The organism is Pseudomonas hunanensis, assembly GCF_013393325.1.
In the GTDB taxonomy this organism is placed as follows: domain Bacteria; phylum Pseudomonadota; class Gammaproteobacteria; order Pseudomonadales; family Pseudomonadaceae; genus Aquipseudomonas; species Aquipseudomonas putida_P.
Genome location: NZ_QJRC01000073.1, coordinates 1 through 26,443 on the forward strand (window position 1 = coordinate 1; position 26,443 = coordinate 26,443).

General features: G+C 62.3%; 28 protein-coding genes. 16 read left to right on the forward strand and 12 right to left on the reverse strand.

All coding sequences use genetic code 11. From position 1 onward, the window contains the following. The 4 genes from DM807_RS06250 to DM807_RS06265 all read right to left on the reverse strand — a co-directional run bounded on the left by DM807_RS06250 (position 1) and on the right by DM807_RS06265 (position 3,779). On the reverse strand, positions 1-945 hold the full coding sequence (locus tag DM807_RS06250; protein ID WP_012273549.1) for a dihydrodipicolinate synthase family protein: 945 nt from the start codon (positions 943-945) through the stop codon (positions 1-3). A 36-nt stretch (positions 946-981) separates the two neighbouring features. Continuing rightward, entirely contained in the window at positions 982-2,355 is a 1,374-nt protein-coding gene (gene abaF, locus DM807_RS06255; protein ID WP_012273548.1) for a fosfomycin efflux MFS transporter AbaF, read from the reverse strand. A 164-nt stretch (positions 2,356-2,519) separates the two neighbouring features. Continuing rightward, on the reverse strand, positions 2,520-3,140 hold the full coding sequence (locus tag DM807_RS06260) for a GntR family transcriptional regulator (RefSeq protein WP_012273547.1): 621 nt from the start codon (positions 3,138-3,140) through the stop codon (positions 2,520-2,522). 123 nt (positions 3,141-3,263) lie between these two features. Further along, positions 3,264-3,779, reverse strand: coding sequence for a hypothetical protein (locus tag DM807_RS06265; protein WP_060514517.1), 516 nt, complete (start codon positions 3,777-3,779; stop codon positions 3,264-3,266). Between the two features lie 216 nt (positions 3,780-3,995). Here DM807_RS06265 and DM807_RS06270 point away from each other — a divergent pair, with 216 nt between their 5' ends. Continuing rightward, complete coding sequence (locus DM807_RS06270; protein WP_012273545.1) at positions 3,996-4,994, forward strand: diguanylate cyclase; 999 nt, start codon at positions 3,996-3,998, stop codon at positions 4,992-4,994. Positions 4,995-5,072: 78 nt separating this feature from the next. On the opposite strand, the gene lpdA is transcribed toward DM807_RS06270, so the two are convergent. Genes lpdA through DM807_RS06290 form a run of 4 tightly spaced genes read right to left on the reverse strand, consistent with a single transcriptional unit; the run spans position 5,073 to position 10,019 of the window. Then, entirely contained in the window at positions 5,073-6,452 is a 1,380-nt protein-coding gene (lpdA, locus tag DM807_RS06275; protein WP_012273544.1) for a dihydrolipoyl dehydrogenase, read from the reverse strand. 2 nt (positions 6,453-6,454) lie between these two features. Continuing rightward, positions 6,455-7,726 carry a dihydrolipoamide acetyltransferase family protein gene (locus tag DM807_RS06280; RefSeq protein ID WP_179027167.1) on the reverse strand — a complete coding sequence of 424 codons (1,272 nt, stop codon included), beginning with the start codon at positions 7,724-7,726 and terminating at the stop codon, positions 6,455-6,457. Further along, positions 7,727-8,785: an alpha-ketoacid dehydrogenase subunit beta gene (locus DM807_RS06285; protein WP_012273542.1), complete on the reverse strand. Its 1,059-nt coding sequence runs from the start codon at positions 8,783-8,785 to the stop codon at positions 7,727-7,729. A gap of 1 nt (position 8,786) precedes the next feature. After that, on the reverse strand, positions 8,787-10,019 hold the full coding sequence (locus tag DM807_RS06290) for a 3-methyl-2-oxobutanoate dehydrogenase (2-methylpropanoyl-transferring) subunit alpha (RefSeq protein WP_012273541.1): 1,233 nt from the start codon (positions 10,017-10,019) through the stop codon (positions 8,787-8,789). A gap of 198 nt (positions 10,020-10,217) precedes the next feature. Here DM807_RS06290 and bkdR point away from each other — a divergent pair, with 198 nt between their 5' ends. From bkdR to DM807_RS06305, 3 genes are all read left to right on the forward strand, one after another. Beyond that, on the forward strand, positions 10,218-10,703 hold the full coding sequence (gene bkdR, locus DM807_RS06295) for a Bkd operon transcriptional regulator BkdR (RefSeq protein ID WP_012273540.1): 486 nt from the start codon (positions 10,218-10,220) through the stop codon (positions 10,701-10,703). Between the two features lie 171 nt (positions 10,704-10,874). Then, on the forward strand, positions 10,875-12,116 hold the full coding sequence (locus tag DM807_RS06300; protein WP_179027193.1) for a glutamine synthetase family protein: 1,242 nt from the start codon (positions 10,875-10,877) through the stop codon (positions 12,114-12,116). Positions 12,117-12,244: 128 nt separating this feature from the next. Beyond that, complete coding sequence (locus DM807_RS06305) at positions 12,245-13,588, forward strand: MFS transporter (protein WP_179027168.1); 1,344 nt, start codon at positions 12,245-12,247, stop codon at positions 13,586-13,588. A gap of 105 nt (positions 13,589-13,693) precedes the next feature. Here the strand turns inward: DM807_RS06305 and DM807_RS06310 are convergent, their stop codons facing one another. The 4 genes from DM807_RS06310 to flgA form a co-directional block, all read right to left on the reverse strand. Continuing rightward, positions 13,694-14,437, reverse strand: coding sequence for a flagellar brake protein (locus tag DM807_RS06310; protein ID WP_012273537.1), 744 nt, complete (start codon positions 14,435-14,437; stop codon positions 13,694-13,696). 79 nt (positions 14,438-14,516) lie between these two features. After that, positions 14,517-14,984 carry a flagella synthesis protein FlgN gene (locus DM807_RS06315; protein WP_012273536.1) on the reverse strand — a complete coding sequence of 156 codons (468 nt, stop codon included), beginning with the start codon at positions 14,982-14,984 and terminating at the stop codon, positions 14,517-14,519. Positions 14,985-15,033: 49 nt separating this feature from the next. Further along, positions 15,034-15,348, reverse strand: coding sequence for a flagellar biosynthesis anti-sigma factor FlgM (gene flgM, locus DM807_RS06320; RefSeq protein WP_012273535.1), 315 nt, complete (start codon positions 15,346-15,348; stop codon positions 15,034-15,036). A 164-nt stretch (positions 15,349-15,512) separates the two neighbouring features. After that, positions 15,513-16,265 (reverse strand): flagellar basal body P-ring formation chaperone FlgA, encoded by a 753-nt coding sequence (gene flgA, locus DM807_RS06325; RefSeq protein ID WP_179027169.1) that lies wholly within the window; start codon positions 16,263-16,265, stop codon positions 15,513-15,515. Positions 16,266-16,342: 77 nt separating this feature from the next. Between flgA and DM807_RS06330 the strand changes: the two genes are divergently transcribed. From DM807_RS06330 to flgJ, 12 genes are all read left to right on the forward strand, one after another. After that, complete coding sequence (locus DM807_RS06330; RefSeq protein ID WP_069942256.1) at positions 16,343-17,272, forward strand: chemotaxis protein CheV; 930 nt, start codon at positions 16,343-16,345, stop codon at positions 17,270-17,272. Positions 17,273-17,321: 49 nt separating this feature from the next. Next, positions 17,322-18,149 (forward strand): protein-glutamate O-methyltransferase CheR, encoded by an 828-nt coding sequence (gene cheR, locus DM807_RS06335; protein ID WP_012273532.1) that lies wholly within the window; start codon positions 17,322-17,324, stop codon positions 18,147-18,149. Positions 18,150-18,421: 272 nt separating this feature from the next. Further along, a complete protein-coding gene (flgB, locus tag DM807_RS06340; protein ID WP_012273531.1) occupies positions 18,422-18,832 on the forward strand; it encodes a flagellar basal body rod protein FlgB in 411 nt (136 codons plus the stop codon). A gap of 2 nt (positions 18,833-18,834) precedes the next feature. Continuing rightward, complete coding sequence (flgC, locus tag DM807_RS06345; RefSeq protein ID WP_012273530.1) at positions 18,835-19,278, forward strand: flagellar basal body rod protein FlgC; 444 nt, start codon at positions 18,835-18,837, stop codon at positions 19,276-19,278. Between the two features lie 12 nt (positions 19,279-19,290). Beyond that, positions 19,291-19,992, forward strand: a complete 702-nt coding sequence (gene flgD, locus DM807_RS06350; protein ID WP_012273529.1) for a flagellar hook assembly protein FlgD — start codon at positions 19,291-19,293, stop codon at positions 19,990-19,992. Positions 19,993-20,020: 28 nt separating this feature from the next. Beyond that, positions 20,021-21,343, forward strand: coding sequence for a flagellar hook protein FlgE (gene flgE / locus DM807_RS06355; protein ID WP_012273528.1), 1,323 nt, complete (start codon positions 20,021-20,023; stop codon positions 21,341-21,343). A 158-nt stretch (positions 21,344-21,501) separates the two neighbouring features. After that, on the forward strand, positions 21,502-21,684 hold the full coding sequence (locus DM807_RS06360; RefSeq protein WP_016498521.1) for a hypothetical protein: 183 nt from the start codon (positions 21,502-21,504) through the stop codon (positions 21,682-21,684). Between the two features lie 160 nt (positions 21,685-21,844). Continuing rightward, positions 21,845-22,585: a flagellar basal-body rod protein FlgF gene (gene flgF / locus DM807_RS06365; protein WP_012273526.1), complete on the forward strand. Its 741-nt coding sequence runs from the start codon at positions 21,845-21,847 to the stop codon at positions 22,583-22,585. Positions 22,586-22,632: 47 nt separating this feature from the next. Beyond that, entirely contained in the window at positions 22,633-23,418 is a 786-nt protein-coding gene (flgG, locus tag DM807_RS06370) for a flagellar basal-body rod protein FlgG (protein ID WP_012273525.1), read from the forward strand. A 36-nt stretch (positions 23,419-23,454) separates the two neighbouring features. Further along, the gene (flgH, locus tag DM807_RS06375; protein ID WP_012273524.1) at positions 23,455-24,150 is read left to right on the forward strand and encodes a flagellar basal body L-ring protein FlgH; all 696 of its coding nucleotides are present in this window, start codon (positions 23,455-23,457) and stop codon (positions 24,148-24,150) included. Positions 24,151-24,162: 12 nt separating this feature from the next. Then, on the forward strand, positions 24,163-25,272 hold the full coding sequence (locus tag DM807_RS06380) for a flagellar basal body P-ring protein FlgI (RefSeq protein ID WP_049275241.1): 1,110 nt from the start codon (positions 24,163-24,165) through the stop codon (positions 25,270-25,272). 11 nt (positions 25,273-25,283) lie between these two features. Next, entirely contained in the window at positions 25,284-26,438 is a 1,155-nt protein-coding gene (flgJ, locus tag DM807_RS06385) for a flagellar assembly peptidoglycan hydrolase FlgJ (protein ID WP_179027170.1), read from the forward strand. The last annotated feature ends 5 nt before the right edge of the window (positions 26,439-26,443 follow it).

Below are 26,443 nucleotides of genomic sequence, written 5' to 3' on the forward strand. Positions count from 1 at the left end.
TCAGGCCAGGTTCTGCTCGGCCGACCAGCTGGCGTACCAGCTACGGAACAGCGCGTATTGCTGCTCGGCATAGTTGCGCTGGGCATCGGTCAGCACGTCGGTCTGGTTGAAGTGCAGGCTGTACTCGGTGTCGCCGTTCAGCACCATCAGGTGCTTGTAGTACAGCACCAGGTCGCAACCTTCATCGAACGACGACAGCACGGCCAGTGCCGCCTCCAGCTCGCGCGCCAGGCGGCGGGCACGGGCGTCGCCCTTGGCCGCCTGCTTGCTCAGGCTCACCAGCTGCAGCACTTCACGCGGCAGGGCGTTGCCGATGCCGGTGATGGCGCCGGTGGCGTTGCAGTTGACGAAGCCGTGCACCACTTGGGTATCCACGCCGACCATCAAGGTCACATCGTCGTCCTTGGAGGTGATGTGTTCGGCGGCATAGCGCAGGTCGGCGCCACCGCCGAATTCCTTGAAACCGATCAGGTTGGGGAACTCGCGGCGCAGCTCGAAGAACAGGTCGGCGCGGGTGGCGAAGCCGTAGTACGGGCTGTTGTAGATCACCGCTGGCAGCTTTGGTGCGGCGGCGAGAATGGCCGAGAAGTGGTGCTTCTGGGCGATCAACGAAGCGCCGCGGCTGAGCACGCGGGGGATGACCATCAGGCCGGCGGCGCCGACGCTGGCTGCGTGGGCGGCATGAGACACCGCTTCACGGGTGTTCACCGCGCCGGTGCCGACAATGGTCGGGATGCCGGCGGCCACCAGGCGCGCCACGCCTTCCTGGCGCTCGGCCTCGGTCAACAGTGGCCAGTCACCCATCGAACCGCAGTACACCACGGCGCTCATGCCGGCTTCGATGAGTTCGCGGCCTTTGCGCACCAGGGCGTCGAAGTCCGGCTTGCGCTCGGCGGTGCACGGGGTCATCAGGGCGGGCATGGTGCCGGTGAAGATATTGCTCATGGTCGTTACCTCAAGGTGTGTATTTTTATGGGTTGTTCAGCGGCTGGCGTTGCGGGCCACGGATTCTTCGTCAACAGCACGCAGCGACTTGCCGCGGGTCTCCTTGGCTGCCGCTACGGCCACGATCGAGATGGCTGCCGCAGCCACCAGGTACCAGGCGATGGGCGTTGAGCTGTTGTATTCCTTCAGCAAGGTCACGGCGATCAGTGGCGCCAGCGAGCCAGCCAGGATTGGCGCGACCTGGTAGCACAGGGAAAGAGCGGTGTAGCGCACGTGGGTGGGGAACAGTTCGGCCATCAGCGCGGAATAGGGCGCATAGGTCATCGACTCGATGGCCAGGCCAAGGGTGATCGCCGCCATGATCAGCCAGTCATTGCCGGTGTCCATCATCGGGAAGCCGACGAAACCCCAGAACGCAGTGAGTACGGCACCGATCAGGTACACCGGCTTGCGGCCAATGATGTCCGAGAGGTAACCCATCGCCGGGATCATGAAGAAGTGCAGCAGGTGGGCGCCGAACATCAGTAGCAGGATTTGCGAGGTGTCCTTGTGCACCACCAGTTTCAGGTAGGTGATGGAGAAGGTGACGACGGTGTAGTAAAGGATGTTTTCCGCAAAGCGCGCGCCAATGCCGATCAGCACTTCGCGCCAGTACTTGGTAACCACTTCCACCACGCCCAGTTGCTGGCTTTCCAGCTTCTGCTGCTTGGCCTGGGCTTCCTTGAAGATCGGTGCATCGTCGACCCGGGTGCGGATCCAGTAGCCGATCAGCACCACCACCGCCGAGAACCAGAAGGCCACCCGCCAACCCCAGTCAAGGAACTGCGCTTCGCTCAGGTTGGATGACAACAGCAGCAGGATGATGGTGGCGATCAGGTTGCCGGCCGGCACCCCCGCTTGTGGCCAACTGGCCCAGAAGCCGCGGCGGTTGTCCGGGCTGTGTTCGGACACCAGCAGCACCGCGCCGCCCCATTCGCCGCCAAAGGCAAAGCCCTGGATCAGCCGCAGCACCACCAACAGGATGGGGGCGGCATAGCCGATGCGTTCGAAGGTGGGCAGGCAGCCCATCAGGAAGGTGGTTATCCCGACCACGATCAGGCTGATTTGCAGTAAATGCTTGCGGCCAACCTTGTCACCGTAATGGCCAAACACCAGGCCACCGATGGGGCGGGCGAGGAAACCTACGGCATAGAGGGCAAAGGCGGCGATGATCCCATCCATGGCGCTGCCGGTCTGGCGGAAGAACAGCTGGCCGAAGACCAGTGCCGAGGCGGTGCCGTAAAGGAAAAATTCGTACCACTCGGCGACTGCGCCGGCCATGGCCGCAGCTACCACACGCTTGATGCCCGCTGGGGCCTGGTCTGCTGTTTTTGCGACATTCACCGATGCCGCCGAAGAGGGTGTGGCCATGGTTTTGCACTCCGATACGTAATTATTGGAAGAAGGAGTAGGCAGCGCGGCACTGGCAAATCGATGCCGCTGATTCCTTATATGGTATTTCGTATACGATATCTAGATAAGCAAAAACAAAGCCAGAAGGGAGATTTAGAATCGAGCGGCAGCAGGTTGTTGAGTCAGTTGTGGGGCAGGTGCTCGTACAGGCTCTGGCACACCCCGTTGATGTGTTCTTCGATCAGTTGCGCCGCCAGCTCTACATCGCGCGCCCGGCAGGCGGCAACGATGTCGCGGTGCTCATGATCGGCGCGCAGCTTGCCCGCCGACAGGCTCATCTGCATGCGCAGGTAGCGTTCCACCTTGTCATGGATCGAGCGTATCAGGCCCACCAGATAGGGCCGCCTTGCGGGTTCGTACAGGCAAGCGTGCAGCGCCCAGTTGAGGTCGGCCCAGCGGCCAACGTCATCTTCACCGATGAACTCCGCGCAAATGGCTTCGGCGCGAGCGAAATGCTGTTCGGTCATGTTGGGGATCGCCAGGCGAATGGCCTTCACCTCCAGCAACACCCGTACCTCGAACATCTGCGCCAGTTCAGGTTCCGAGATGCGGGTGACCAATGCACCACGGTTGCGGTGGAAATCCACCAGGCCTTCAGCCTCAAGGCGCTTCAGGGCCTCGCGCACCGGGATCTTGCTGACGTTGAACGCCTGCGCCACTTCGTCCTGGCGCACGGGTTCGCCTTCGGCCAGCTGGCCCGAGATGATCGCCTCGCGCAGGTGTTTGGCGATGATTTCCGACATCGAGGGTGTTGCACCCAGGTCTGTAGCTTTGAAAGACGGCAGCGGCACGGGAAATTCCAGCAATCAGGCAGTGCGGATATCTTATACGAAACGCCCTGCCAGCCATACCGACCGCCGTAGGGCTTACACCTGGCGGGCCGCCAGTGCGTTCTCGTCCTCACCGGTTGACTGAGTATTGGTCTTCGCCAGGGCCTTGGCCTCGATATCGTCCTTCATGCGCTGGGCAATCTGCTGGTCGACCAGTTCCTTCTTCTCAGGTGGCAGGGCGTTGTACTCGTCCTCGGTCAAGCCCAATTCGCGCAGCAGCTTTTCCTTGATCATCTCGGCAGGCGATTTGGACATGAGATCCTGGAAGTCCTGCCTGGCGCTGCTGGTTTGTTGCGTACCCATTTCAGCAGGCTGGCCAGGATCGTTGCCAGGGTTCTGCAACTGCACCTTGAGCTTGGCAAAGGCCTCCTCGCGGGCATCCTCGGCATCCTGCTGCGAGGTATTGCCCTGGCGGCTCTGCTGCGCGGTGGCGCTGTTGGCGACCACTGGTAGACGGAACTGCGGCACGTCGGCCGCGGCCTGGTCCATGCCGGTGCGCTGTTGCTGATGGAGCGCGGCCTGCCAGCCGAGGTCGTTGATTACGATAGTCATGAATTCCTCCTTGGAAATGTCATAGGCAGCAGGGAAGGGCAATTGCCATGCCACCTATCCCCGCCATGCAAATAGCGCGTTGGTGCTATTCCGGTCGCGGCACGGTGGGCATATGCTTGCCCGTCACAGGCATGATCTTGCCGCCTGCGGCAATTACCACCACTGTCGGCAGCCCCTTGAACGGAGCGCAGTTGCTGGGCATCAGGGAGAGCGTCCATGAATCAGGAAACCAGGCCGGCACCAGCCGGCTTCAGTGAACAGCAGTTGCACACTTTGTTCGAGTTGATCAGCGATGGCATCTGGGACTGGAATGCCAACACCGGTTACGTTTATCGCAATCCAGGCTGGTACACCATGCTCGGTTATGCCAGCCACTCCATGGCCAACTCGGTTTTTACCTGGGAAAGCGTGATCCATCCCGAAGACTACACACGGGTAATGGCGCATTTCGAGGCCTACATCAATCAGCGCAACGAGCGCTACCTCATCGAATACCGTTGCCGTTGCCAGGATGGCAGCTACATCTGGATCGAAGACAGCGGCTATATCATCGCGCATAACGAAGACGGCTCGGTGGCGCGCATGCTTGGTGCACACCGCAACATCGACGCCGGCAAGCGCCTGGTGGCAGAGCTGGAGCAGAAGAACCAGTCGCTGGAATACCAGGTGGCCGAACGCACCCGTGAGCTGTCCTGGGTGAACCATCAGTTGCAGCGGCAACTGGACGAAAACCGTGAACTGGCCGAACGTGATGCGTTGACCCGGGTCGCCAACCGCTATCGGCTGGAGAAAGCGTTGCAGTTGGAGTGCGAACGCGCCCAGCGCTTCCGCCAGCCGTTGTCGCTGATCGCCATGGACATGGATGATTTCAAGCCCATCAACGACCGCTACGGTCACGCCCGTGGCGATGCGGCGCTGGTCCGGGTGGCCGAAAACCTGCACACCTGCTTGCGCGAATTGGACCTGCTGGCGCGTTGGGGCGGCGACGAGTTCGTCATCGTGCTGCCGCAGACCATGCTCGGGGAGGCGCTGGAGGTGGCGGCGCGCTTGCGCCAGGCGATGGAGCAGCTGGAACCGGTGGGCGATTGTCGGCTGACCATGAGCTATGGCGTGGTGCAATGGCGGGAAGGGGAAGACCAGCACGCGCTGCTGGCGCGGGCAGACAAGGCGCTTTACCGGGCCAAAGATGCTGGCAAGAACGCGATTGCCGAGTGATTGGGCCGCTTCAGGCATAAAAAGGACCCGCTGCGCCTCACGGCGCAGCGGGCCAATTCGGCCTCGGCCGCTTCAGTGTCAGATATGCAGTGCGTGGCCCAGGGCGCGCAGGGCGGCTTCCTGTACCGCTTCACCCAGCGTCGGGTGGGCATGGATGGTGCCCGCTACATCTTCCAGGCAGGCGCCCATTTCCAGTGATTGGGCAAACGCTGTGGACAATTCGGAAACCGCCACGCCAACCGCCTGCCAGCCCAGGATCAAGTGGTTGTCACGCCGCGCCACCACGCGCACGAAACCGCTTTTCGCTTCCAGGCTCATGGCCCGGCCGTTGGCGGCGAACGGGAACTGCGCGACGATGCAGTCCAGGCCTTGCTGGCTGGCCTGCTCCGGGGTTTTACCGACCACCACCACTTCCGGGTCGGTGAAGCACACGGCGGCAATCGCAGCCGGTTCGAAGCGGCGGGCCTTGCCGGCGATGATTTCGGCGACCATTTCGCCCTGGGCCATGGCCCGGTGCGCAAGCATCGGCTCGCCAGCCACGTCGCCGATCGCCCAGACGTTGTGCATGCTGGTTTGGCAGCGCTCGTCGATGGCGATGGCGGCACCGTTCATTTTCAGCGCCAGGCATTCCAGGTTGAAACCTTGGGTACGGGGCCGACGGCCCACGGCTACCAGCACCTGGTCGGCTTCCAGGCGCAGTTGCCCGCCCTTGCCGTCGTTGGCCAGCAGGCAACCATTTTCGTAGCCTTCGACGCTGTGGCCCAGGTGCAGGGCGATGCCCAGCTTCTTCAGCGACTCGGCCACCGGGGCGGTGAGTTCGCTGTCGTAGGTTGGCAGGATGCGCTCACGCGCTTCCACCACGCTTACCTGCGCGCCCAGCTTGCGGTAGGCGATGCCTAGCTCCAGGCCGATATAGCCACCGCCCACCACCACCAGGTGTTGCGGCAGGGCTTTCGGTGCCAAGGCTTCAGTCGAGGAAATCACCGGGCCACCCAGCGGCAGCATCGGCAGTTCGACACTGCTGGAGCCAGTGGCCAGCAACAGGTGTTCGCACTGGATGCGCTGGCCATCGACCTCGACCTGCTTGCCGTCGAGCACCTTGGCCCAGCCGTGCACCACTTTCACCCCGTGCTTTTTCAACAGGGCAGCAACACCGCTGGTCAGGCGGTCGACGATGCCGTCCTTCCAGGCCACGCTCTGGCCGATGTCCAGGCGTGGTGAAGCCACGCTGATGCCCAGTGGCGATGGCTCGGTGAAGCGCGATGCCTGGTGGAACTGCTCGGCCACGTGGATCAGCGCCTTGGAGGGGATGCAGCCAATGTTCAGGCAGGTGCCGCCCAGTGCCTGGCCCTCCACCAGCACGGTGGGAATGCCCAGTTGTCCGGCGCGGATAGCCGCTACATAACCGCCAGGGCCGCCGCCGATGATCAACAGGGTCGTTTGAAGGGTCGGGTTCATGTTCACTCCACGAACAGGCAGGCGGGTTGTTCGAGCAGGCCACGCACGGCCTGGATGAACAGTGCGGCGTCCATGCCATCGACCACGCGGTGATCGAACGAGCTGGACAGGTTCATCATCTTGCGCACGACGATCTGGCCGTCGATCACCACTGGTCGCTCGACCATGCGGTTGACGCCGACGATGGCCACTTCCGGGGTGTTGACCACGGGGGTGCTGACGATACCGCCCAAGGCGCCGAGGCTGGTCAGGGTGATGGTCGAGCCGGACAGCTCATCACGGCTGGCCTTGTTGTTGCGCGCAGCGTTGGCCAGGCGCGAAATCTCGCCAGCATTGGCCCACAGGCTGCCCGCTTCGGCATGGCGCAGCACCGGCACCATCAGGCCGTTGTCACCTTGGGTGGCGATGCCCACATGCACCGCGCCATGGCGGGTGATGATCTGTGCTTCGTCGTCGTAGGTGGCGTTGATCTGCGGGAAGTCACGCAGTGCCACGACCAGGGCGCGTACCAGGAACGGCAGCAGGGTCAGCTTGCCTCGGCTATCGCCATGCTTGCTGTTGAGTTGCTGGCGCAGGGCTTCCAGGGAGGTGACGTCGATTTCTTCCACATAGCTGAAATGCGCGACCCGGCGCTTGGCGTCCTGCATGCGCTGGGCGATCTTGCGGCGCAGGCCGATCACCGGCACCTGCTCGCTGTCGCTGCGCTTGGCATAGCCACTCGGCGCTTGCCCGGCAGCACGCTGTGGCTTGCTCATGAAGGCGTCGAGGTCTTCGTGCAGGATGCGCCCGGCCGGGCCGCTGCCATGCACGTAACGCAGTTCGATACCGGCATCCAAGGCGCGTTTGCGCACGGCCGGCGAGGCCAGCGGTTTATCGCCTGGCTGGCGCGGCACGATGGGTGCGGCTTCGTGCTGGGCGGGCGCCTGGTACGCGGCGGGTTTCATCTCTTTCTGCGGTTCTGGTTTGGCGGCCACTGGGGCCGATGGCGTGTCTACCGGCTTGGCCTGTGGCGTATCCACATGGTTGCCGCTGCCTTCCACTTCGATGCGGATCAGTTCGCTACCGACCGCCATCACTTCACCGGGCTGGCCACCCAGGGCCAGCACCTTGCCACTGACCGGCGAAGGAATTTCCACGGTGGCCTTGTCGGTCATGACGTCGGCCACCACCTGGTCCTCGGCGATGATGTCACCGACCTTGACGAACCATTCCACCAACTCGACCTGCGCGATGCCTTCGCCAATGTCCGGCATCTTGATGACGTGCGTGCCCATTCAGACCTCCATGACCTTTTTCAATGCCGCACCTACCCGCGAAGGCCCTGGGAAGTAAGCCCACTCCTGTGCGTGAGGGTAGGGGGTGTCCCAACCTGTGACGCGTTCGATCGGCGCCTCCAGGTGGTGGAAGCAGTGCTCCTGCACCAGCGACACCAGTTCGGCACCGAAGCCGCAGGTGCGGGTCGCTTCGTGCACCACCACGCAGCGGCCGGTCTTTTTCACCGACTCGACGATGGTGTCCAGGTCCAGCGGCCACAGGCTGCGCAGGTCGATCACTTCGGCATCGACGCCGCTTTCTTCGGCGGCCACCTGGGCCACGTATACCGTGGTGCCATAGGTGAGCACGGTCACGTCATTGCCAGGGCGGGTAATGGCGGCCTTGTCCAGCGGCACGGTGTAGTAGCCGTCGGGTACGGCGCTGTGCGGGTGCTTCGACCAGGGTGTTACCGGGCGGTCGTGGTGGCCGTCGAACGGGCCGTTGTACAGGCGCTTGGGCTCCAGGAAAATCACCGGGTCGTCGCATTCGATCGAGGCAATCAGCAGGCCTTTGGCGTCATACGGGTTGGACGGCATGACGGTGCGCAGGCCGCACACCTGGGTGAACATCGCTTCCGGGCTCTGGCTGTGGGTCTGGCCACCATAGATGCCGCCGCCGCAAGGCATGCGCAAGGTCAGCGGGGCGATGAACTCGCCGGCCGAACGGTAGCGCAGGCGCGCCATCTCGGAGACGATCTGGTCGGAGGCGGGGTAGAAGTAGTCGGCGAACTGGATCTCCACGACCGGGCGCAGACCGTAGGCACCCATGCCAACGGCGGTGCCGACGATGCCGCTCTCGGAGATTGGCGCGTCGAACACGCGCGACTTGCCGTACTTGGTCTGCAGGCCTTCGGTGCAGCGGAACACGCCGCCGAAGTAACCGACGTCCTGGCCGTACACGACCACATTGTCGTCGCGCTCAAGCATGACATCCATGGCCGAGCGCAGGGCCTGGATCATGGTCATGGTAGTGGTGGCCATGGCGGTTTCCGGGTTGATGCTGTTGTTGTGGTCGTTCATCTCAAACCCCCAGTTCCTGGCGTTGACGGCGCAGGTGGTCGGGCATCTCCTTGTACACGTCCTCGAACATCGAGGCGGCGCTCGGGATGTGACCGTTGGCCAGGGTGCCGTACTGCTCGGCTTCTTTCTGCGCGGCAATCACCGCCGCTTCGAACTCGGCCGTGGTGGCCTGGTGTTCTTCCTCGGACCAGTGGCCGATCTTGATCAGGTGCTGCTTCAGGCGGGCGATCGGGTCGCCCAGCGGGAAGTGGCTCCAGTCATCGGCAGGGCGGTACTTGGACGGATCGTCCGAGGTCGAGTGCGGGCCGGCGCGGTAGGTGACCCACTCGATCAGGCTTGGGCCCAGGCCGCGACGAGCGCGCTCGGCAGCCCAGCGCGAGGCGGCGTACACGGCGACGAAGTCGTTGCCGTCAACCCGCAGCGAAGCGATACCACAACCCACGCCACGGCCGGCAAAGGTAGTCGACTCGCCACCGGCGATGGCCTGGAAGGTAGAAATGGCCCACTGGTTGTTGACCACGTTGAGAATCACCGGGGCGCGGTACACGTGGGCAAAGGTGAGGGCAGTGTGGAAGTCCGATTCGGCGGTGGCGCCGTCGCCGATCCAGGCCGAAGCGATCTTGGTATCGCCTTTGATCGCCGACGCCATGGCCCAGCCGACCGCCTGCACGAACTGAGTGGCCAGGTTGCCGCTGATGGTGAAGAAGCCGGCTTCGCGTACCGAGTACATGATCGGCAGCTGTCGGCCCTTGAGCGGGTCGCGCTCGTTGGACAGCAGTTGGCAGATCATCTCGACCAGCGACACGTCACGGGCCATAAGGATGCTTTGCTGGCGGTAGGTCGGGAAGCACATGTCGGTGCGGTTCAGCGCCAACGCCTGGCCGCTGCCGATGGCTTCTTCGCCCAGGCTCTGCATGTAGAAGGACATCTTCTTCTGCCGTTGGGCAACCACCATGCGGCTGTCGAAGATCCGCGTCTTGAGCATGGCGCGCATGCCTTGGCGGAGAATTTGCGGGTCGATGTCTTCGGCCCACGGGCCTTGCGCGTCGCCGTGCTCGTCAAGCACGCGGACCAGGCTGTAGGACAGGTCGGCAGTGTCGGCAGCGTCGACATCGACAGGGGGTTTACGGGCTTGACCTGCATCGTTGAGGCGCAGGTAGGAAAAATCGGTCTGGCAGCCTGGCCGGCCGGTGGGCTCGGGCACATGCAAACGCAGGGGGGCGTACTCGTTCATGCTTTTTACGCTCGCTCGGGTATTTGTTTTTGTGAGCTCTGAAGCGGCCGCCGCTGAATACCGGCTTGTGACTGGTAGGTCAGCGTCATCTACATGTTAGTGGCCCGGCGGGAGAATTTTTCTCTCAAGTTGGTTGCCTTTGCCGAGCGGGGCAGATAAACATTCCGCATAAACACAAAAAACCGGTGATTTTGTCTCATGCGCAAACTCGATCGTACCGATATCGGCATTCTCAACAGCCTGCAGGAAAACGCCCGCATCACCAACGCCGAGCTGGCACGCTCGGTCAACCTGTCGCCCACGCCCTGTTTCAACCGGGTGCGGGCCATGGAAGAACTGGGGGTGATCCGCCAGCAGGTGACCTTGTTGTCGCCCGAGGCGTTGGGGCTGGATGTGAATGTGTTCATCCATGTCAGCCTGGAAAAACAGGTAGAGCAGTCGTTGCACCGCTTCGAGGAAGAAATTGCCGAACGGCCCGAGGTGATGGAGTGCTACCTGATGACCGGGGACCCGGATTACCTGCTACGGGTGCTGTTGCCGAGTATCCAGGCGCTGGAGCGCTTTCTCGACTACCTGACCCGGTTGCCGGGGGTGGCAAATATCCGCTCGAGTTTTGCCTTGAAACAGGTGCGCTACAAGACGGCCTTGCCGTTGCCGGCCAATGGCATGACCTTGCGCGAATAGAAGAGGCCCCAGGCGTTCGAGAGGCTGCTTGATATTTTAAACACCCCCAGCCTATGTTGTTGTCAGCCTACAACAACAAGGACAAGCGTCATGAGCATCGCTCAGCTCCAGGGCATCGATGAAATCGAATGCGTCACCCCCGACCTCAACGGCGTCCCACGCGGCAAGGTGATGACCGCCGAAGGCTTTCTTGAAGGCCGCCGCCTGCAGATGGCCCGTGGGGTGCTGCTGCAATGCATCATGGGCGGCTACCCGCCGGCGAAATTCTACGGCAGTGACGACGGCGACCTGGCGTTGGTAGCCGAACCCAGCCAGGTTCATCGCTTGCCCTGGAGCGATGACGGTCGCGCCCTGGCCATCTGCGATGCCAATGAACTGGATGGCCGGCCCTCGGCACTGTCCACCCGGGGCCAGTTGAAGGCCGTGATCGCCCGCTACGCAGCGTTGGGTCTGGCACCGGTAGTGGCGACCGAGCTTGAGTTCTTCGTGTTTGCCCCCAACAGTGACCCGCAGCAGCCGTTCCAGCCACCGCTGGGCACCGACGGCCGCCGCGAGCTGGGCCATTCAGCGTTCAGTGTCAGCTCCAACAACGGCCTGCGCCCGTTCTTCAAAGAGGTGTACCAGTGCATGGCCGCGCTCGGCCTGCCGCGCGACACCTTCATGCACGAAATGGGCGTCAGCCAGTTCGAGATCAACTTGCTGCATGGCGACCCGCTGCTGCTGGCCGACCAGACGTTCCTGTTCAAGCACCTGCTCAAGGAAGTGGCGCTCAAGCATGGGCTGACCGTGGTGTGCATGGCCAAGCCGTTGGCGCGTACGCCTGGCAGTTCCATGCATATCCACCAGAGCCTGGTCGAGGCCAGCAGCGGGCGTAATGTGTTCAGCGACGAGCAGGGCCTGCCGACCGATACCTTCTACCACTTCATCGGCGGTTTGCAGGCGTGCATGGCCGATTTCACCGCGCTGTTCGCCCCCAACGTCAATTCCTATCAGCGCCTGTGCCACCCCTATGCCTCGCCGAACAATGCCTGCTGGTCCGAGGACAACCGTGCCGCCGGTTTGCGCATTCCGGCCAGTGCGCCGGCAGCGCGAAGGGTCGAAAACCGTTTACCCGGTGCCGACGCCAACCCCTACCTGGCCATCGCCGCCAGCCTGGCCGCCGGGCTGCACGGCATCGAGCAGCGCCTGCAGCCGTCGCCCGCCAGCCAGGGCGAGTTCGAAGTGCCCGAGCACCTGAGCCTGCCGTGTACCCTGCATGCAGCCCTTGAAAGGCTCAAGCGCAGCACACTGGCACGGGAACTGTTCGGCAGCGAGTTCATCGAAGGCTACATCGCCAGCAAGACCCTGGAACTGACCGATTTCTACGATGAGATCACCCCGTGGGAGCGCCGGGTGCTGGCGGCACAGGCCTGATCGCGACACGACCTGCATCGGACACGTCCTCGCCGCGGCATTTTGCTGGCGGGGGCCTGCACTGACCGGCATTTGCCCTTATGCTGCTAGCACCTACCGCCACCTGACCAGGGAGCTTCTCGGTACGTATGCGAAATGTATGGAAGCCGTTTCAGTCGTTGTATTTCGCCGCGCTGATGATGTTGATCGGCTCGGGCCTGCTCAGTACCTACCTGGCCCTGCGCCTGGCTGCCGACCATGTCGACAGCCTGTGGGTGGGTGCGTTGATGGCGGCCAACTACTTTGGCCTGGCGGTTGGCGGCAAAGTCGGCCACCGGCTGATCGGCCGGGTAGGGCATATACGCGCCTATGCCACCTGCGCCGGTATTGTCGGCGCCGCAGTGCTCGGTCATGGCCTGACCAACTGGCTGCCGGCCTGGGTGGGGCTGCGCATGATCGTGGGCTTGGGCATGATGTGCCAGTACATGGTCATCGAGAGCTGGCTCAACGAGCAGGCCGATGTGAAACACCGCGGCGCGGTGTTCAGCGGCTACATGATCGCTTCGTACCTGGGCCTGGTCCTGGGCCAGCTTATTCTGGTGGTCCACCCGCAGCTCGGCCCTGAGCTGCTGATGCTGGTAGCGATGTGCTTTGCCCTGTGCCTGGTGCCGGTGGCGATGACCCGGCGCATTCACCCGGCGCCCTTGCGCCCGGCCCCGATGGAGCCGAAGTTCTTCATCAAGCGTGTGCCGCAGTCGCTCAGTACGGTGCTCGGTTCCGGGTTGATCGTGGGTTCGTTCTACGGCTTGGCGCCTTTGTATGCCTCAAGCCAAGGGATGACGACCGAGCAGATTGGTCTGTTCATGGGTAGCTGCATTTTTGCCGGCCTGCTGGTGCAGTGGCCGCTGGGATGGTTGTCTGACCGTTACGACCGGGCAGTGCTGATCCGTAGCGTGGCAATAGGCCTGGCGCTGGCCGCTGCGCCATTGACGATACTGCCCAGTGTGCCGCTGGAGCTGCTGTTCGGTATCGGCTTCCTGATTTCGTTGCTGCAGTTCTGCCTGTATCCGCTGGCTGTGGCGTTTTCCAACGACCACGTGGAGAGCGAGCGGCGGGTGTCGCTGACGGCCATGCTGTTGGTGACCTATGGCGTGGGCGCGTGCATCGGGCCGCTGGCGGCGGGTGTGCTGATGAAGATGCTGGGCGCGCAGATGCTGTATGCCTTCTTCGTGTTCTTTGCGCTGGTGCTGGTGTGGCGCATCCGACCGAAAGCGGTTACCGGCCTGCATCAGGTGCAGGACGCACCGCTGGGTCACGTGGCCATGCCGGCGGCCGGCTCACCGCTGTCGGCAGCGTTGGACCCACGGGTGGATGAGCAGACTGTGCAGGACGTGATGCAGGCACCGGTGGCGGCGGAGGATACCGAGGAGGAAGAGAAGACCGCCGAGCAACAAGCGGCTGCGCCGGAAGGGGAGGTCAGCAAGTCCGTTTAAGCTTGTGCCGGCCCTTTGCGGCTAAACCCGCGAAAGGGTCGGCACAGGAGGACCACAAATGAAAACGCCACCTCGACAGGTGGCGTTTTTGCAATCAGCCGACGATCAATAGTCGTCTTTGTCGAACCGCCGCGCCTCACGCTGCAGCTGGTACACAAAGCTCTCGATCTTGCGCTGTGCCTGCCCGCTCAGGTTATGGAAACGCACGCCGGCAAAAGTGGTGTTGATGCGCTCTTCATAGTGCAGGTGACGCAGCTCGACCATGGTGTCCACCAGGCCGAGCGGATTGCCCGCCTTGAAGCGCTCATACACCTGGCCCAGTTGCAGGCGGTCTTCGACATTGCCTTCGAAGCGCAGTTTGCAGCCGGTGGCCGAAATATCCAGCAGCTTGCCGCGCAGGGCGCCGTTGCCCTTGAGGTGGGCACCATCGAGGATGATATCGACCAGCTGCGACAGTTTCAGCGCGGCACGGAAGGCGTTGCGGCGCTGGTGGTAGGTCATCTCTTGCGGCAGGGCGCCGCTGTAGCAGCGGTGGCCGTTGACTTCGCTGATCTTCAGCTCGTGGTCGCATTCCCAGGCGATGCGCACGCCATCGTGGAAGCCTTCGACGCGAAAGTGCTCGCCGTTTTCGATGAACTTCTCGCCGTCACGGGGGATCATCTCGTCCAGTGCCAGGGTGTTGCTTTCTCGGTCCACGTGTACCACGTAGCTCTGGAAACGCTGGCTGCGGTCGTGGAAGGTGATGATCAGAGGGTCGTGGCTTTCCTGCAACTGCCGCAAGTTGGCCGCAATTTCCAAGGGGGTGCTCAGCACCTTTGGTGGTTGCGGGGCATCGGATTCATTGAACACGGCTTATCGTTCTCCAGGCAAAAGCGACACACGCAAGTAACGGCATTTTGCCAGTATGTTCCGTGCCTTGATAGAAAAATCACACTTGGCTGAGGGCGCGCGGCTTGGCCAGCGGCGAGGTGCTGCCGCGGCTGTCGTAGAGCGAGGGCGAATCGCCGCCCATGAGGATCCTGACCTGGTTGTTGGTGACGTGTTGCTGCACCTGGATGATCCGGCCATTGGTCTGGTTGACCTGTTGGCAGTCGTCCATCAGTTGCGACAGCATGTCGAGGCGCTGCAGCATCACATCGCCATGCGGCGACTGCGCGGCTACCGCCTGCACACCGCTGCGATCGGCACTCAGGCCCAGGCTCCCGAGCAATTGGCTGCGGCGCTGGCCGTGCTGCTCGAGCAAGATGATCAACGACTGCTTGCGCGCCAGGATTTGCTCCAGTAGCGGCATGTCGCGGCCATGCAGGGCGATCGCCTCCTTGTGCAGAAGGTCGAGCAGTTCCTGCATCGGGGCAATGTCATCTTCGATCAGTTGCAGCAAGGTGGTGTCGTGCATGGCTAACTCTTGGCTTTTCTAGCGTCCGTGAAGTCAGCGCGCCGTACGGTCAGCGCTGGGCTTCGAAATCGAGCAGTTTGCTGGCGACCCGGCCGGCATCGACCTGGTAGCTGCCGTCGGCGATCGCCTGTTTCAACTGGGCCACACGGGCGCTGTTGACCACCGGCTCGTCGCGCAGCTTGTCGCTGATCTTCTGCAACTGCTGTGCCTCTTGGCTGAGGTGTACCGCTTCTCCGCTGGTGCTGGTGGCGCTTGCCGCTTCCTGACTGGCTGCCGGTTTTTCGGCGCTGCCGGACGCGGTGTTGCCGCGCACGCCGCCCGTGACGGACGGAGAGTTATTCAAACGACTGAAGTCGATGACCATGATCAGAAACCTCTGGGTATTTGGACGCTTGCCTTGTTTTCGGCCAACCCGATAGAAACTTTAGGCACAAATGCATCGCCGCCTGTCAGCAAGCTCGCGAACCCGTGTTCTGACACAGTTTAGGAAAAGCGGTTCCTCACTGCCAGCCTAATCTGGTGGCCGGCCTACATACTGACCTCGACCTGGCCGGGGCCGGTCACCCTGGCCTTCACCACTCGCTTGGAGTTGAGGTTGCGTACCCGTATCTGCTCGCTCAGGCCGCCCTTGCTCAGGGCCTCACCCGGCATGCGCACGCTCAGGCTGCCACTGCGGGCAATGATCACCACTTGATCTCCCTTGCGTACCACCTCGGCCTGTTCCAGGTGTTGCGGGGTGAGCACCTGGTCGATCACCGTGGGGCGTAGCATTTTCATGCCCACCGCCTGGTCCAGCTCGGTCAGAAAGCCCTGGCCCAGGGTGCCGACATCCCGCTCGCGCAGGGCCACGTCACCTTCGCCCACCGTGTTGTCGCGCTTGAGCGGGCGGGTAACCACCACCACGTCGCGGAACAGCCGCACGGTGGCGGGGACGAACACCGTCCACGGCGCCGCGCCATCGCAGCGCACCCGCACTGTCACGCGGCCAAGCGGCTGAGCCGGGCTTTCCAGTGAGACGTCCAGCTGCTGACTGCACAGCGGCATGCGCAGGCGCGGGTCCAGTGGGTTGACCTGGATTTCATAGCGGCCGGCGGTCTGGGTGGTGGCCAGATAGTCTTCGACGGTGAATTCAAGAAACCCTTGGGTGACACCGATAAGCTGTTCAGGCAAGGTAAACGCGTCCGCCACCGTGCGAACGCCGGGCACCAGCAGACACAGGGTGGCCAGCGAGCCAGTCAGCAGGCGCGTCAATCGTCGGAAAAATGTCGTTTTCGTGTGCATGACGCTCAAAAAAGCAAAGCCCGTGCCGACTCGCTACCTGAGTTGCAACGAAAGGCTGAAAGATAAAGGAGTCTGGCATGGCGGGTGTTATGGATTCGGTCAACCAGCGCACGCAGCTGGTGGGGCAGAATCGCCTGGAATTGCTGCTGTTCCGCCTCAATGGCGAACAGCTATACGGCATCAACGTATTCAAGGTCAGGGAAGTGCTGCAATGCCCTGCGCTGACCCTGCTGCCCAAGGCGCACCCGGTGGTGCGTGGCGTTGCCAATATCCGTGGGGCAACCATCCCGATCCTCGACTTGTCGATGGCCACCGGGTTGCGACCGCTGCAGGAAGACGCGCGCAACAGCTTCGTGATCATCACCGAGTACAACACCAAGACCCAGGGCTTCCTGGTGCACTCGGTGGAGCGCATCGTCAACATGAACTGGGAAGAGATTCATCCGCCACCCAAGGGGACCGGTCGCGACCACTACCTGACGGCGGTCACCCGGGTGGACAACCGCATGGTCGAGATCATCGACGTGGAAAAGGTGCTGGCTGAAGTGTCGCCTTCGTCCGAGTCGGTATCGGCTGGGGTGATCGATGCCGAGGTGCAGGACAAGGCCGTGCTGATGCGGGTGCTGACCGTCGACGATTCGTCGGTGGCGCGCAAGCAGGTCAGCCGCTGCCTGCAGACCGTAGGGGTCGAAGTGGTTGCGCTCAACGATGGCCGTCAGGCTCTGAACTACCTGCGTCAGTTGGTGGATGAGGGCAAAAAGCCGGAAGAAGAGTTCCTGATGATGATCTCGGACATTGAAATGCCGGAAATGGACGGCTATACGCTCACGGCGGAGATCCGCAGCGACCCGCGTATGCAAAAATTGCACATCTGCCTGCATACTTCGCTTTCTGGGGTGTTCAACCAGGCAATGGTCAAGAAGGTCGGTGCCGATGACTTCCTGGCCAAGTTCAAGCCGGACGACCTGGCCCAGCGGGTGGTCGACCGGATCAAGGCAGCGCATTGAAGCAGCCGGGGCATGCCCCGGCACCAGTGATTGAAAAGAGGCGGCAGTAGTGTCTACGGGTAATTTGGATTTCGAACAGTTCCGGGTCTTCCTGGAGAAAGCCTGTGGCATCCTGCTGGGCGAGAATAAGCAGTACCTGGTTTCCAGCCGTCTCAACAAGCTGATGGAACAACAGGGCATCAAGAGCCTGGGCGAGCTGGTGCAGCGCATCCAGGCCCAGCCGCGCGGCGGTTTGCGCGAGCAGGTGGTCGATGCCATGACCACCAACGAGACCCTGTGGTTTCGCGATACCTACCCGTTCGAAGTGCTGAAGAACAAGGTGATCCCCGAGTTCATCCGCAACAACCCTGGCCAGCGCCTGCGCATGTGGTCGGCGGCCTGTTCGTCGGGGCAGGAGCCGTACTCCATCTCCATGGCCATCGACGAGTTCGAGCGCAGCAACCTCGGCCAGCTGAAGATGGGCGCGCAGATTGTTGCCACCGACCTGTCGGGCACCATGCTGAACAATTGCAAGACGGGTGAGTACGACAGCCTGGCGATTGCCCGCGGCTTGTCCCAGGAGCGCCTGCAGCGCTATTTCGACCCCAAGGGGCCTGGGCGCTGGGCGGTCAAGCCGGCGATTCGCAGCCGCGTCGAGTTCCGCTCGTTCAACCTGCTGGACAGCTATGCCAGCCTGGGCAAGTTCGACATCGTGTTCTGTCGCAACGTGTTGATCTACTTCTCGGCGCAGGTGAAGCGGGACATCCTGCTGCGCATTCACAGTACCTTGAAGCCGGGTGGCTACCTGTTCCTCGGCGCCTCGGAGGCGCTCAATGGCTTGCCGGACCACTACCAGATGGTCCAATGCAGCCCGGGCATCATCTACCAGGCCAAGTAGGGTCTGTCTTGAGGGGTGTGGTGGCGCTCGATCTCCCAGGCACCACACCTACATCGCCAAACACTGACGTCAATTTTTTGTTTTGCCGCTTTTGCCGCCCGGCAATTGCCGCTTTCGCCGCCCTAGGCGGAAGGCCTTTGCCGCTTTTCTGGCATCACCTTGACAGTACTTCATCTCGCAGCCCCGTATTCTCTGGCTTTTCAAGGGTTGGCACAGCCCTTGCTATACCTTGCTCAACGAAATTCCGGTCAACCTTCGAAGGTTTCCCCGACATGAGCATCAGCTTCGACAAGGCGCTTGGTATTCACGAAAAGGCCCTGGGCTTCCGCGCCCAGCGCGCCGAAGTGCTGGCCAACAACATCGCCAACGCCGATACGCCCAACTACAAGGCGCGTGACATGGACTTCGCCTCGGTGCTCGCCGCCGAAAGCGACAAGCAGCAGAGCGGCGGCCGCTTCAGCCTTGACCGTACCAACAGCCGGCACATCGAGGCTGATGGCCTGGCCATGGCGGATGAAACCCTCAAGTACCGCACGCCGCTGCAGCCGTCGATCGACCAGAACACCGTGGACGCGCAGATCGAGCAATCGAACTACACCGAAAACGCCATTGGCTTCCAGGCCAGCTTCACTTTGCTCAACAGTAAATTCAAAGGGCTGGTATCCGCCCTGCGGGGAGAATGACCATGTCCCTTTCCAGTGTCTTCAACATTGCCGGTAGCGGCATGAGCGCGCAGAACACGCGCCTGAACACCGTCGCGTCCAACATTGCCAACGCCGAGACCGTGTCTTCGAGCATCGACCAGACCTATCGCGCTCGCCACCCGGTGTTCGCCACCACCTTCCAGAACGCACAGGCTGGCGGCAGCCAATCGCTGTTCGAAGACCAGGGCGAAGCAGGGCAGGGCGTGCAGGTAAAAGGCATCGTCGAAGACCAGAGCACCCTGGAGGCGCGCTACGAGCCTAACCACCCGGCGGCGAACAAGGATGGCTACGTCTACTACCCGAACGTCAATGTGGTCGAGGAGATGGCTGACATGATCTCCGCCAGCCGCGCGTTCCAGACCAACGCCGAGCTGATGAACACGGCCAAGAGCATGATGCAGAAAGTCCTGACCCTGGGGCAGTGATAGGAAGCCGACATGACCACCACCAATTCCACCTCTGACGTCAACAGTGCGTACCTGACCTCACTGCAGAAGCAGGCGTCAAAGAACAACAGCAACACCGGCGCTGCCGGCAGTGCACTGGGCAAAGATGCCTTCCTGCAGTTGCTGGTTACCCAGATGAAGAACCAGAACCCGCTCGACCCACAGGAAAACGGCGAGTTCGTGGCGCAGTTGGCGCAGTTCAGTAGCCTTGAGAGCATGCAGTCGCTCAATGACTCGGTGACCTATATCGCGGCGGGGCTGCAGTCTTCCCAGGCGCTGCAGGCGTCGTCACTGGTCGGGCGCAATGTGATTGTCCAGACCGACAAGGCGGTGGTCGACACCAGCAAGGATTTGAAAGGCACGGTCAACCTCACCTCGTCCAGTACCGCCACCTCGGTGGGTATCTACGACAAGGATGACAAGCTGGTTCGCACCATCGACCTGGGTACTCAGAAAGCCGGCAAGATCGACTTTACCTGGGATGGCAAGAACGATGACGGCGAAGTAGCGGCAGCAGGTACCTACACCTTCAAGGCTACCGCTTCGATCGACGGCAAGGCCACGGCCATGACCACCAACCTGCCGGCCTCGGTGACCAGTGTGACCATGGGTACCAACGGTTCGGAGATGACACTCAACCTGGCTGGGCTGGGCAGTGTTGCGCTTTCCAAAATCCAAAGCATCGGCATCTAGGGCCTGAGCAAAACGACAGGAGTTACACATGTCTTTCAATATCGGCCTTAGCGGCCTCTATGCAGCGAACAAGGCCCTGAACGTTACCGGCAACAACATTGCCAACGTCGCCACCACCGGCTTCAAGTCGTCGCGCGCCGAGTTCGCCGACCAGTACTCCAACTCCATTCGCGGTACCAGTGCCGGCAAGAACACCGTCGGCACGGGTGTGAAGACGGCGGCTGTGTCGCAGTTGTTCACCCCTGGCAACATCAACGGCACCGGCCAGGCGCTGGACATGGCCATCGATGGCAACGGCTTCTTCGTGATGAGCGACAACGGCTCGAAGATCTACACCCGTGCCGGTGCGTTCTACAGCGACAAGGACGGCTACGTGGTCAACGCGTCGGGCTCCAAGTTGCAAGGTTATGCCGTGGATGCCAACGGCAAGATCACCCAGGGCGTGTTGACTGATCTGCAGATCGACACCTCGAACCTGACGCCGAACCCGACCGGAAAAATCTCCGAGAACGTCAACCTGAATTCCAGCGCCACTGCACCGGCCGTGACGCCGTTCGACCCCGCCAACACTGGCACCTACAACTACACATTCAATACCGATGTGTACGACAGCCAAGGTAACGCGCACCAGCTGAACCAGTACTTCGTCAAGGATGCCACCAGCAACTCCTGGACCATGTACACCACCATCGACGGGCGCAACCCGGCCGACCCGACTTCGACCACGCCGCTGGCCAACAAGCTGCCGTTCAAATCTGACGGTACCCTGGACACTGCGGCCATGACCGCGGGCCCGGTAGCGGGTGGCATGACCATCGCGGCCAACAAAAGCTTCACCCTCGACAACTGGATCCCGGCACAGAAGAACGCTGCCGGTGTATGGGGTGCCAACGGCGCTACCGCCAACGTCGCCGGGGTCAACCTGGACATGCTTGGCACCACCCAGTACAACGCCGCATCCGCCACCACCGCCAAGAGCCAGGACGGCTTTGCCACCGGTGAGCTGTCGGGCCTGACCATCGACCAAAGCGGCAACATGTTCGCCAACTTCACCAACGGCCAGGACAAGGTGATCGGCCAGGTGGCCATCGCCAACTTCGCCAACCTGCAGGGCCTGACCCCGATTGGCGGCACCAACTGGAAAGAGTCCTACGCTTCGGGTGTGCCGGTGATCGGCGCCCCGGACACCGGCACCCTGGGCCAGATCACTGGCGGTGCGCTGGAAGACTCCAACGTCGACCTGACCGGTGAGCTGGTCAACCTGATCAAGGCGCAGAGCAACTACCAGGCGAACGCCAAGACCATTTCCACCGAAAGCACCATCATGCAGACCATCATTCAGATGACCTGATGGTCGCTTGTTAGTGTGGTGTTGTCTGTAATTGGGGCTGCTTTGCAGCCCATCGCGACACAAGGCCGCTCCTACAGGAGATCACGTTCACCTGTAGGGGCGGCCTTGTGTCGCGATGGGCCGCAACGCGGCCCCAAATTCTCGAAGGTTCCCCCTCCATGAAACGGCTAATGCTCACAGCTCTCCTGGCCATGGCCTTGCCGCTCTCGGCCGCTCCCGCCCCGTTCTACCAATGGCAAAGCCTGGCCACCGGCCGCTACCTGTGCTCGGCCAGCAACCCGGGCGAAGGTTGGGTGCGCCATTCCGGCCCCTACAACAACGCCGCTTGCCGCACCTTCTGAACAAGCCTTTGCCGCAGGCGGCAAACATCCGCCGACAAACTGACGTTTTTTGCCCCTCGCCCCGCTTAAACCCCCATAAACAGGCGGTTTCAGACTTGGTTCGATTATTGCTTCGAACCTGCCAAGTGACAGCGCGGCAGCGACGCGCAGAGGAGATACTGTGGACAAGTTGCTTTATGTGGCCATGACCGGTGCCAGCCAGAACGCGCTGGCGCAGAAGGCCCACGCCAACAACCTGGCGAACATTTCCACCAACGGTTTTCAGCGTGACCTGGAGCAGGCCCGTTCGATGCCGGTGTTTGGCGACAGCTTTCCGGCGCGCGCCTTTGCCATGACCGAGCGCCCGGCCACCGACTTCAGCGAAGGTCCGTTGGTTGAGACGGGGCGTGACCTGGATGTTGCCGTGACCGGCAAGGGGTTCATCGCCGTGCAGGCACCGGACGGCAGCGAGGCTTATGTGCGCACCGGCAGCCTGAACATCGATGCCCTCGGCGTGCTGCGTGCCGGCAATGGCATGCCGGTGATGGGCAACGGTGGCCCGATCGCCATCCCGCCAGAGCAGAAAGTGGAGGTGGGCGCCGACGGCACCATCAGCATCCGCTCCATGGGTGAAGACCCGCGGGTGATGGCCGAGGTCGACCGCATCAAGCTGGTCAACCCGGACACCAAAGGCCTGACGAAGGGCCTGGATGGCCTGATCCACACCACCTCCGGCCAGCCGGCCGATGCCGACGTCAACGTGCGGGTGGTGGCAGGCTTCCTGGAAGGCAGCAACGTCAATGCTGTCGAGGAAATGACCTCGGTGCTGGCGCTGTCCCGCCAGTTCGAACTGCACGTCAAGATGATGAACACGGCCAAGGAAGGCGACGAAGCCATGGCTCGGGTTTTGCAAATCGGCTAATCACTTTTGAACGGGTGCCGTAAAACAGGCGCACGAGGAGAACTTACATGCTTCCGGCTCTTTGGGTCGCTAAAACCGGCCTGTCCGCCCAGGACACCAACCTGACGGTCATTTCCAACAACTTGGCCAACGTCTCGACCACCGGCTTCAAACGTGATCGCGCCGAGTTCGCCGACCTGCTCTACCAGATCAAGCGTCAGCCTGGTGCCCAGTCCACCCAGGACAGCGAGCTGCCTTCGGGCCTGCAAGTCGGTACCGGTGTGCGCATTGTCGGCACCCAGAAAAGCTTCGTCGCCGGCAGCCTGCAAACCACCGAAAACCCGCTGGACATGGCGGTCAACGGCCGTGGTTTCTTCCAGATTCTGCAGCCGGACGGCACTGTTTCGTACACCCGTGACGGTACCTTCCACCTGAACTCCGACGGCCAGATCGTCACCGCCAATGGCTACGCCCTGGAGCCTGCTGTCGTGGTGCCAAACGATGCGCAGACCTTCACCGTCGGCCAGGACGGCACCGTGTCGATCACCACCGCCGGCAACCCGGCAGCGCAGGTGATCGGCAACATCCAGACCGCCGACTTCATCAACCCGGCTGGCCTGCAGGCAATCGGCGACAACCTGTTCCTCGAGACCGCCGCCAGTGGTGCGCCACAAGTCGGCACCCCAGGCTTGAACGGTTTCGGCACCACCCAGCAGCAGACCCTGGAAAACTCCAACGTCAGCACCGTGGAAGAGCTGGTGAACATGATCACCACCCAGCGTGCCTACGAGATGAACTCCAAGGTCATTTCCACCGCCGACCAGATGCTGTCGTTCGTAACCCAGCAGCTCTAAGCCCTGTCACTCCGTTGCACCCGTGAGGTAAGCGTCATGAATCGTCTGTTGTCCGTTTTCGCCCTGGGGGGGGCGGTGTTGCTGGCAGGTTGCGTCGCGCCGACGCCCAAGCCCAACGACCCGTACTACGCGCCGGTGTTGCCGCGCACCCCATTGCCGGCAGCGGCCAACAACGGTTCGATCTACCAGGCCGGTTTCGAGCAGAACCTGTACAGCGACCGCAAGGCGTTCCGGGTGGGTGACATCATCACCATCACCCTCAACGAGAAAACCTCGGCCAGCAAGAACGCAGGCTCGCAGATCCAGAAGAACAGCAAGGCCGACATCGGCCTGACCTCGCTGTTTGGCAGCACACCGAACACCAACAACCCGTTCGGCGGTGGTGATTTGTCGCTGGAAGCCGGCTACAACGGCGAGCGCGCCACCAAAGGCGACAGCAAGGCCACCCAGGGCAACACCCTGACCGGTTCGATTACCGTGACCGTGGCCGAAGTACTGCCCAACGGCATCATCGCCGTGCGCGGCGAGAAGTGGCTGACCCTGAACACCGGCGAAGAGCTGGTGCGCATTGCCGGCATGGTGCGTGCCGACGATATCGCCACCGACAACACCGTGCCGTCCACCCGTGTGGCCGACGCGCGCATCACTTATTCCGGTACTGGCTCGTTCGCCGATGCCAGCCAGCCTGGGTGGCTGGACCGCTTCTTCATCAGCCCGCTTTGGCCTTTCTGAGTACGGATGACCATGTTCAACGTGAGGCAGCTGATTGCCGCAACCCTGCTCCTGTCCTGTGCCTTTGCGGCCCAGGCCGAGCGCCTGAAGGACATCGCCAGCATTTCTGGCGTGCGTTCCAACCAGTTGATCGGTTACGGCCTGGTGGTGGGCCTGAACGGTACGGGTGACCAGACCACCCAGACGCCGTTCACCCTGCAAACCTTCAACAACATGTTGTCGCAGTTCGGCATCAAGGTGCCGGCCGGTTCCGGCAACGTGCAGCTGAAGAACGTGGCGGCGGTGTCGGTGCATGCCGACCTGCCGGCGTTCGCCAAGCCTGGCCAGGTGGTGGACATTACCGTTTCCTCGATCGGTAACTCCAAGAGCCTGCGCGGTGGCAGCCTGCTGATGACCCCGCTCAAGGGTATCGACGGCAACGTCTATGCCATCGCCCAGGGCAACCTGGTGGTGGGCGGCTTCGACGCCGAGGGCCGTGACGGGTCGAAAATTACCGTCAACGTGCCGTCGGCTGGCCGTATTCCGGGTGGTGCCAGTGTCGAGCGTGCGGTGCCGAGCGGCTTCAACCAGGGCAATACCCTGACCCTGAACCTCAATCGCCCCGACTTCACCACCGCCAAGCGCATCGTCGACAAGGTCAACGACCTGCTCGGCCCAGGTGTGGCGCAGGCCGTGGACGGTGGGTCGGTGCGGGTCAGTGCGCCGATGGACCCAAGCCAGCGTGTGGATTACCTGTCGATCCTCGAAAACCTCGAAATCGACCCAGGCCAGGCGGTGGCCAAAGTCATCATCAATTCGCGTACCGGCACTATCGTCATCGGCCAGAACGTCAAGGTGTCGCCGGCGGCGGTCACCCATGGCAGCCTGACCGTGACCATTACCGAAGACCCGATCGTCAGCCAGCCGGGGGCCTTCTCCAATGGCCAGACCGCCGTGGTGCCGCGTTCGCGGGTCAATGCCGAGCAGGAAGCCAAGCCAATGTTCAAGTTTGGCCCAGGCACCACGCTGGATGAAATCGTCCGCGCGGTGAACCAGGTGGGCGCCGCGCCCGGCGACCTGATGGCGATCCTCGAAGCCCTGAAACAGGCCGGCGCCTTGCAGGCCGACCTGATCGTGATCTGAGGACGGCGCGGATGAACATCAAAAGCCAGGTTTCCGGCAGAGTCGACAGCGGCGCCTATACCGACCTTAACCGCCTGAGTGCCCTCAAGCACGGTGACCGCGACAGCGAAGCCAACGTGCGCAAGGTGGCCCAGGAGTTCGAGTCGCTGTTCATCAGCGAAATGCTCAAGGCCTCACGCAAGGCCAGTGACGTGCTGGCCGACGACAACCCGATGAACACCGAAACGGTCAAGCAGTACCGCGATATGTACGACCAGCAGTTGGCCGTGAGCATGTCCCGTGAAGGGGGGGGGATCGGCTTGCAGGACGTACTGGTGCGTCAGCTGACCAAGGGCCGCAGTGCGTCGGTCAACACCAGCCCGTTCCCGCGCGTCGATAACAGTGGCCCGGCATTGTGGGGCAACAAGGTGGCAGAGCCGGTGCATGCCACGGACGCGTCCACGACCCGCAACGACGTCGCTGCGCTCAACTCGCGGCGCCTGGCCTTGCCGAGCAAGCTCACCGACCGCCTGCTGGCCGGTATCGTGCCATCGGCGGCCACCACCAATACCGCCGCTGTGCCAGCCCGTGACGGCCAGCAAGTGGCCAAGGCCTTCGCCGTGCCCGACAACGGCCTGCGCATTGTCGGCCGTGCCGTGGCCCAGCCACCGCTGGCGCCGAACAAGGCGTTCGCCGACAGTGATGAATTCGTCGCCACCATGTTGCCGATGGCCGAGCAAGCCGCCAAGCGCATTGGTATCGACCCACGCTACCTGGTGGCCCAGGCCGCGCTGGAAACCGGCTGGGGCAAGTCGGTGATGCGCAACAGCGATGGCAGCAGCAGCCACAACCTGTTCGGCATCAAAGCCACTGGCAGTTGGCAGGGCGAGCAGGCGCGGGCGATCACCAGCGAATTCCGCGATGGCCAGTTCGTCAAGGAAACGGCGGCGTTCCGCAGCTACGACTCGTACCAGGACAGCTTCCACGACCTGGTAAGCCTGTTGCAGAGCAATTCGCGCTATCAAGATGCGCTGGACTCGGCCGATAACCCTGAGCAGTTTGCAAGAGAGCTGCAAAAGGCAGGTTATGCGAGCGACCCGGGCTATGCGAGAAAGATCATCAGCATCGCCCAGCAAATGCAGTCAACCCCGCAGTACGCCATGGCTGGCAGAACCACGAATCTATAAAAGGA

Coding starts and splice junctions, on each gene's coding strand:
- DM807_RS06250 (WP_012273549.1), bottom strand. CDS start 945: ATGAGCAATATCTTCACCGGCACCATGCCCGCCCTGATGACCCCGTGC.
- abaF (WP_012273548.1), bottom strand. CDS start 2,355: ATGGCCACACCCTCTTCGGCGGCATCGGTGAATGTCGCAAAAACAGCA.
- DM807_RS06260 (WP_012273547.1), bottom strand. CDS start 3,140: ATGTCGGAAATCATCGCCAAACACCTGCGCGAGGCGATCATCTCGGGC.
- DM807_RS06265 (WP_060514517.1), bottom strand. CDS start 3,779: ATGACTATCGTAATCAACGACCTCGGCTGGCAGGCCGCGCTCCATCAG.
- DM807_RS06270 (WP_012273545.1), top strand. CDS start 3,996: ATGAATCAGGAAACCAGGCCGGCACCAGCCGGCTTCAGTGAACAGCAG.
- lpdA (WP_012273544.1), bottom strand. CDS start 6,452: ATGAACCCGACCCTTCAAACGACCCTGTTGATCATCGGCGGCGGCCCT.
- DM807_RS06280 (WP_179027167.1), bottom strand. CDS start 7,726: ATGGGCACGCACGTCATCAAGATGCCGGACATTGGCGAAGGCATCGCG.
- DM807_RS06285 (WP_012273542.1), bottom strand. CDS start 8,785: ATGAACGACCACAACAACAGCATCAACCCGGAAACCGCCATGGCCACC.
- DM807_RS06290 (WP_012273541.1), bottom strand. CDS start 10,019: ATGAACGAGTACGCCCCCCTGCGTTTGCATGTGCCCGAGCCCACCGGC.
- bkdR (WP_012273540.1), top strand. CDS start 10,218: ATGCGCAAACTCGATCGTACCGATATCGGCATTCTCAACAGCCTGCAG.
- DM807_RS06300 (WP_179027193.1), top strand. CDS start 10,875: ATGACCGCCGAAGGCTTTCTTGAAGGCCGCCGCCTGCAGATGGCCCGT.
- DM807_RS06305 (WP_179027168.1), top strand. CDS start 12,245: ATGCGAAATGTATGGAAGCCGTTTCAGTCGTTGTATTTCGCCGCGCTG.
- DM807_RS06315 (WP_012273536.1), bottom strand. CDS start 14,984: ATGCACGACACCACCTTGCTGCAACTGATCGAAGATGACATTGCCCCG.
- flgM (WP_012273535.1), bottom strand. CDS start 15,348: ATGGTCATCGACTTCAGTCGTTTGAATAACTCTCCGTCCGTCACGGGC.
- flgA (WP_179027169.1), bottom strand. CDS start 16,265: ATGCACACGAAAACGACATTTTTCCGACGATTGACGCGCCTGCTGACT.
- DM807_RS06330 (WP_069942256.1), top strand. CDS start 16,343: ATGGCGGGTGTTATGGATTCGGTCAACCAGCGCACGCAGCTGGTGGGG.
- flgB (WP_012273531.1), top strand. CDS start 18,422: ATGAGCATCAGCTTCGACAAGGCGCTTGGTATTCACGAAAAGGCCCTG.
- flgC (WP_012273530.1), top strand. CDS start 18,835: ATGTCCCTTTCCAGTGTCTTCAACATTGCCGGTAGCGGCATGAGCGCG.
- flgD (WP_012273529.1), top strand. CDS start 19,291: ATGACCACCACCAATTCCACCTCTGACGTCAACAGTGCGTACCTGACC.
- flgE (WP_012273528.1), top strand. CDS start 20,021: ATGTCTTTCAATATCGGCCTTAGCGGCCTCTATGCAGCGAACAAGGCC.
- DM807_RS06360 (WP_016498521.1), top strand. CDS start 21,502: ATGAAACGGCTAATGCTCACAGCTCTCCTGGCCATGGCCTTGCCGCTC.
- flgG (WP_012273525.1), top strand. CDS start 22,633: ATGCTTCCGGCTCTTTGGGTCGCTAAAACCGGCCTGTCCGCCCAGGAC.
- flgH (WP_012273524.1), top strand. CDS start 23,455: ATGAATCGTCTGTTGTCCGTTTTCGCCCTGGGGGGGGCGGTGTTGCTG.
- DM807_RS06380 (WP_049275241.1), top strand. CDS start 24,163: ATGTTCAACGTGAGGCAGCTGATTGCCGCAACCCTGCTCCTGTCCTGT.
- flgJ (WP_179027170.1), top strand. CDS start 25,284: ATGAACATCAAAAGCCAGGTTTCCGGCAGAGTCGACAGCGGCGCCTAT.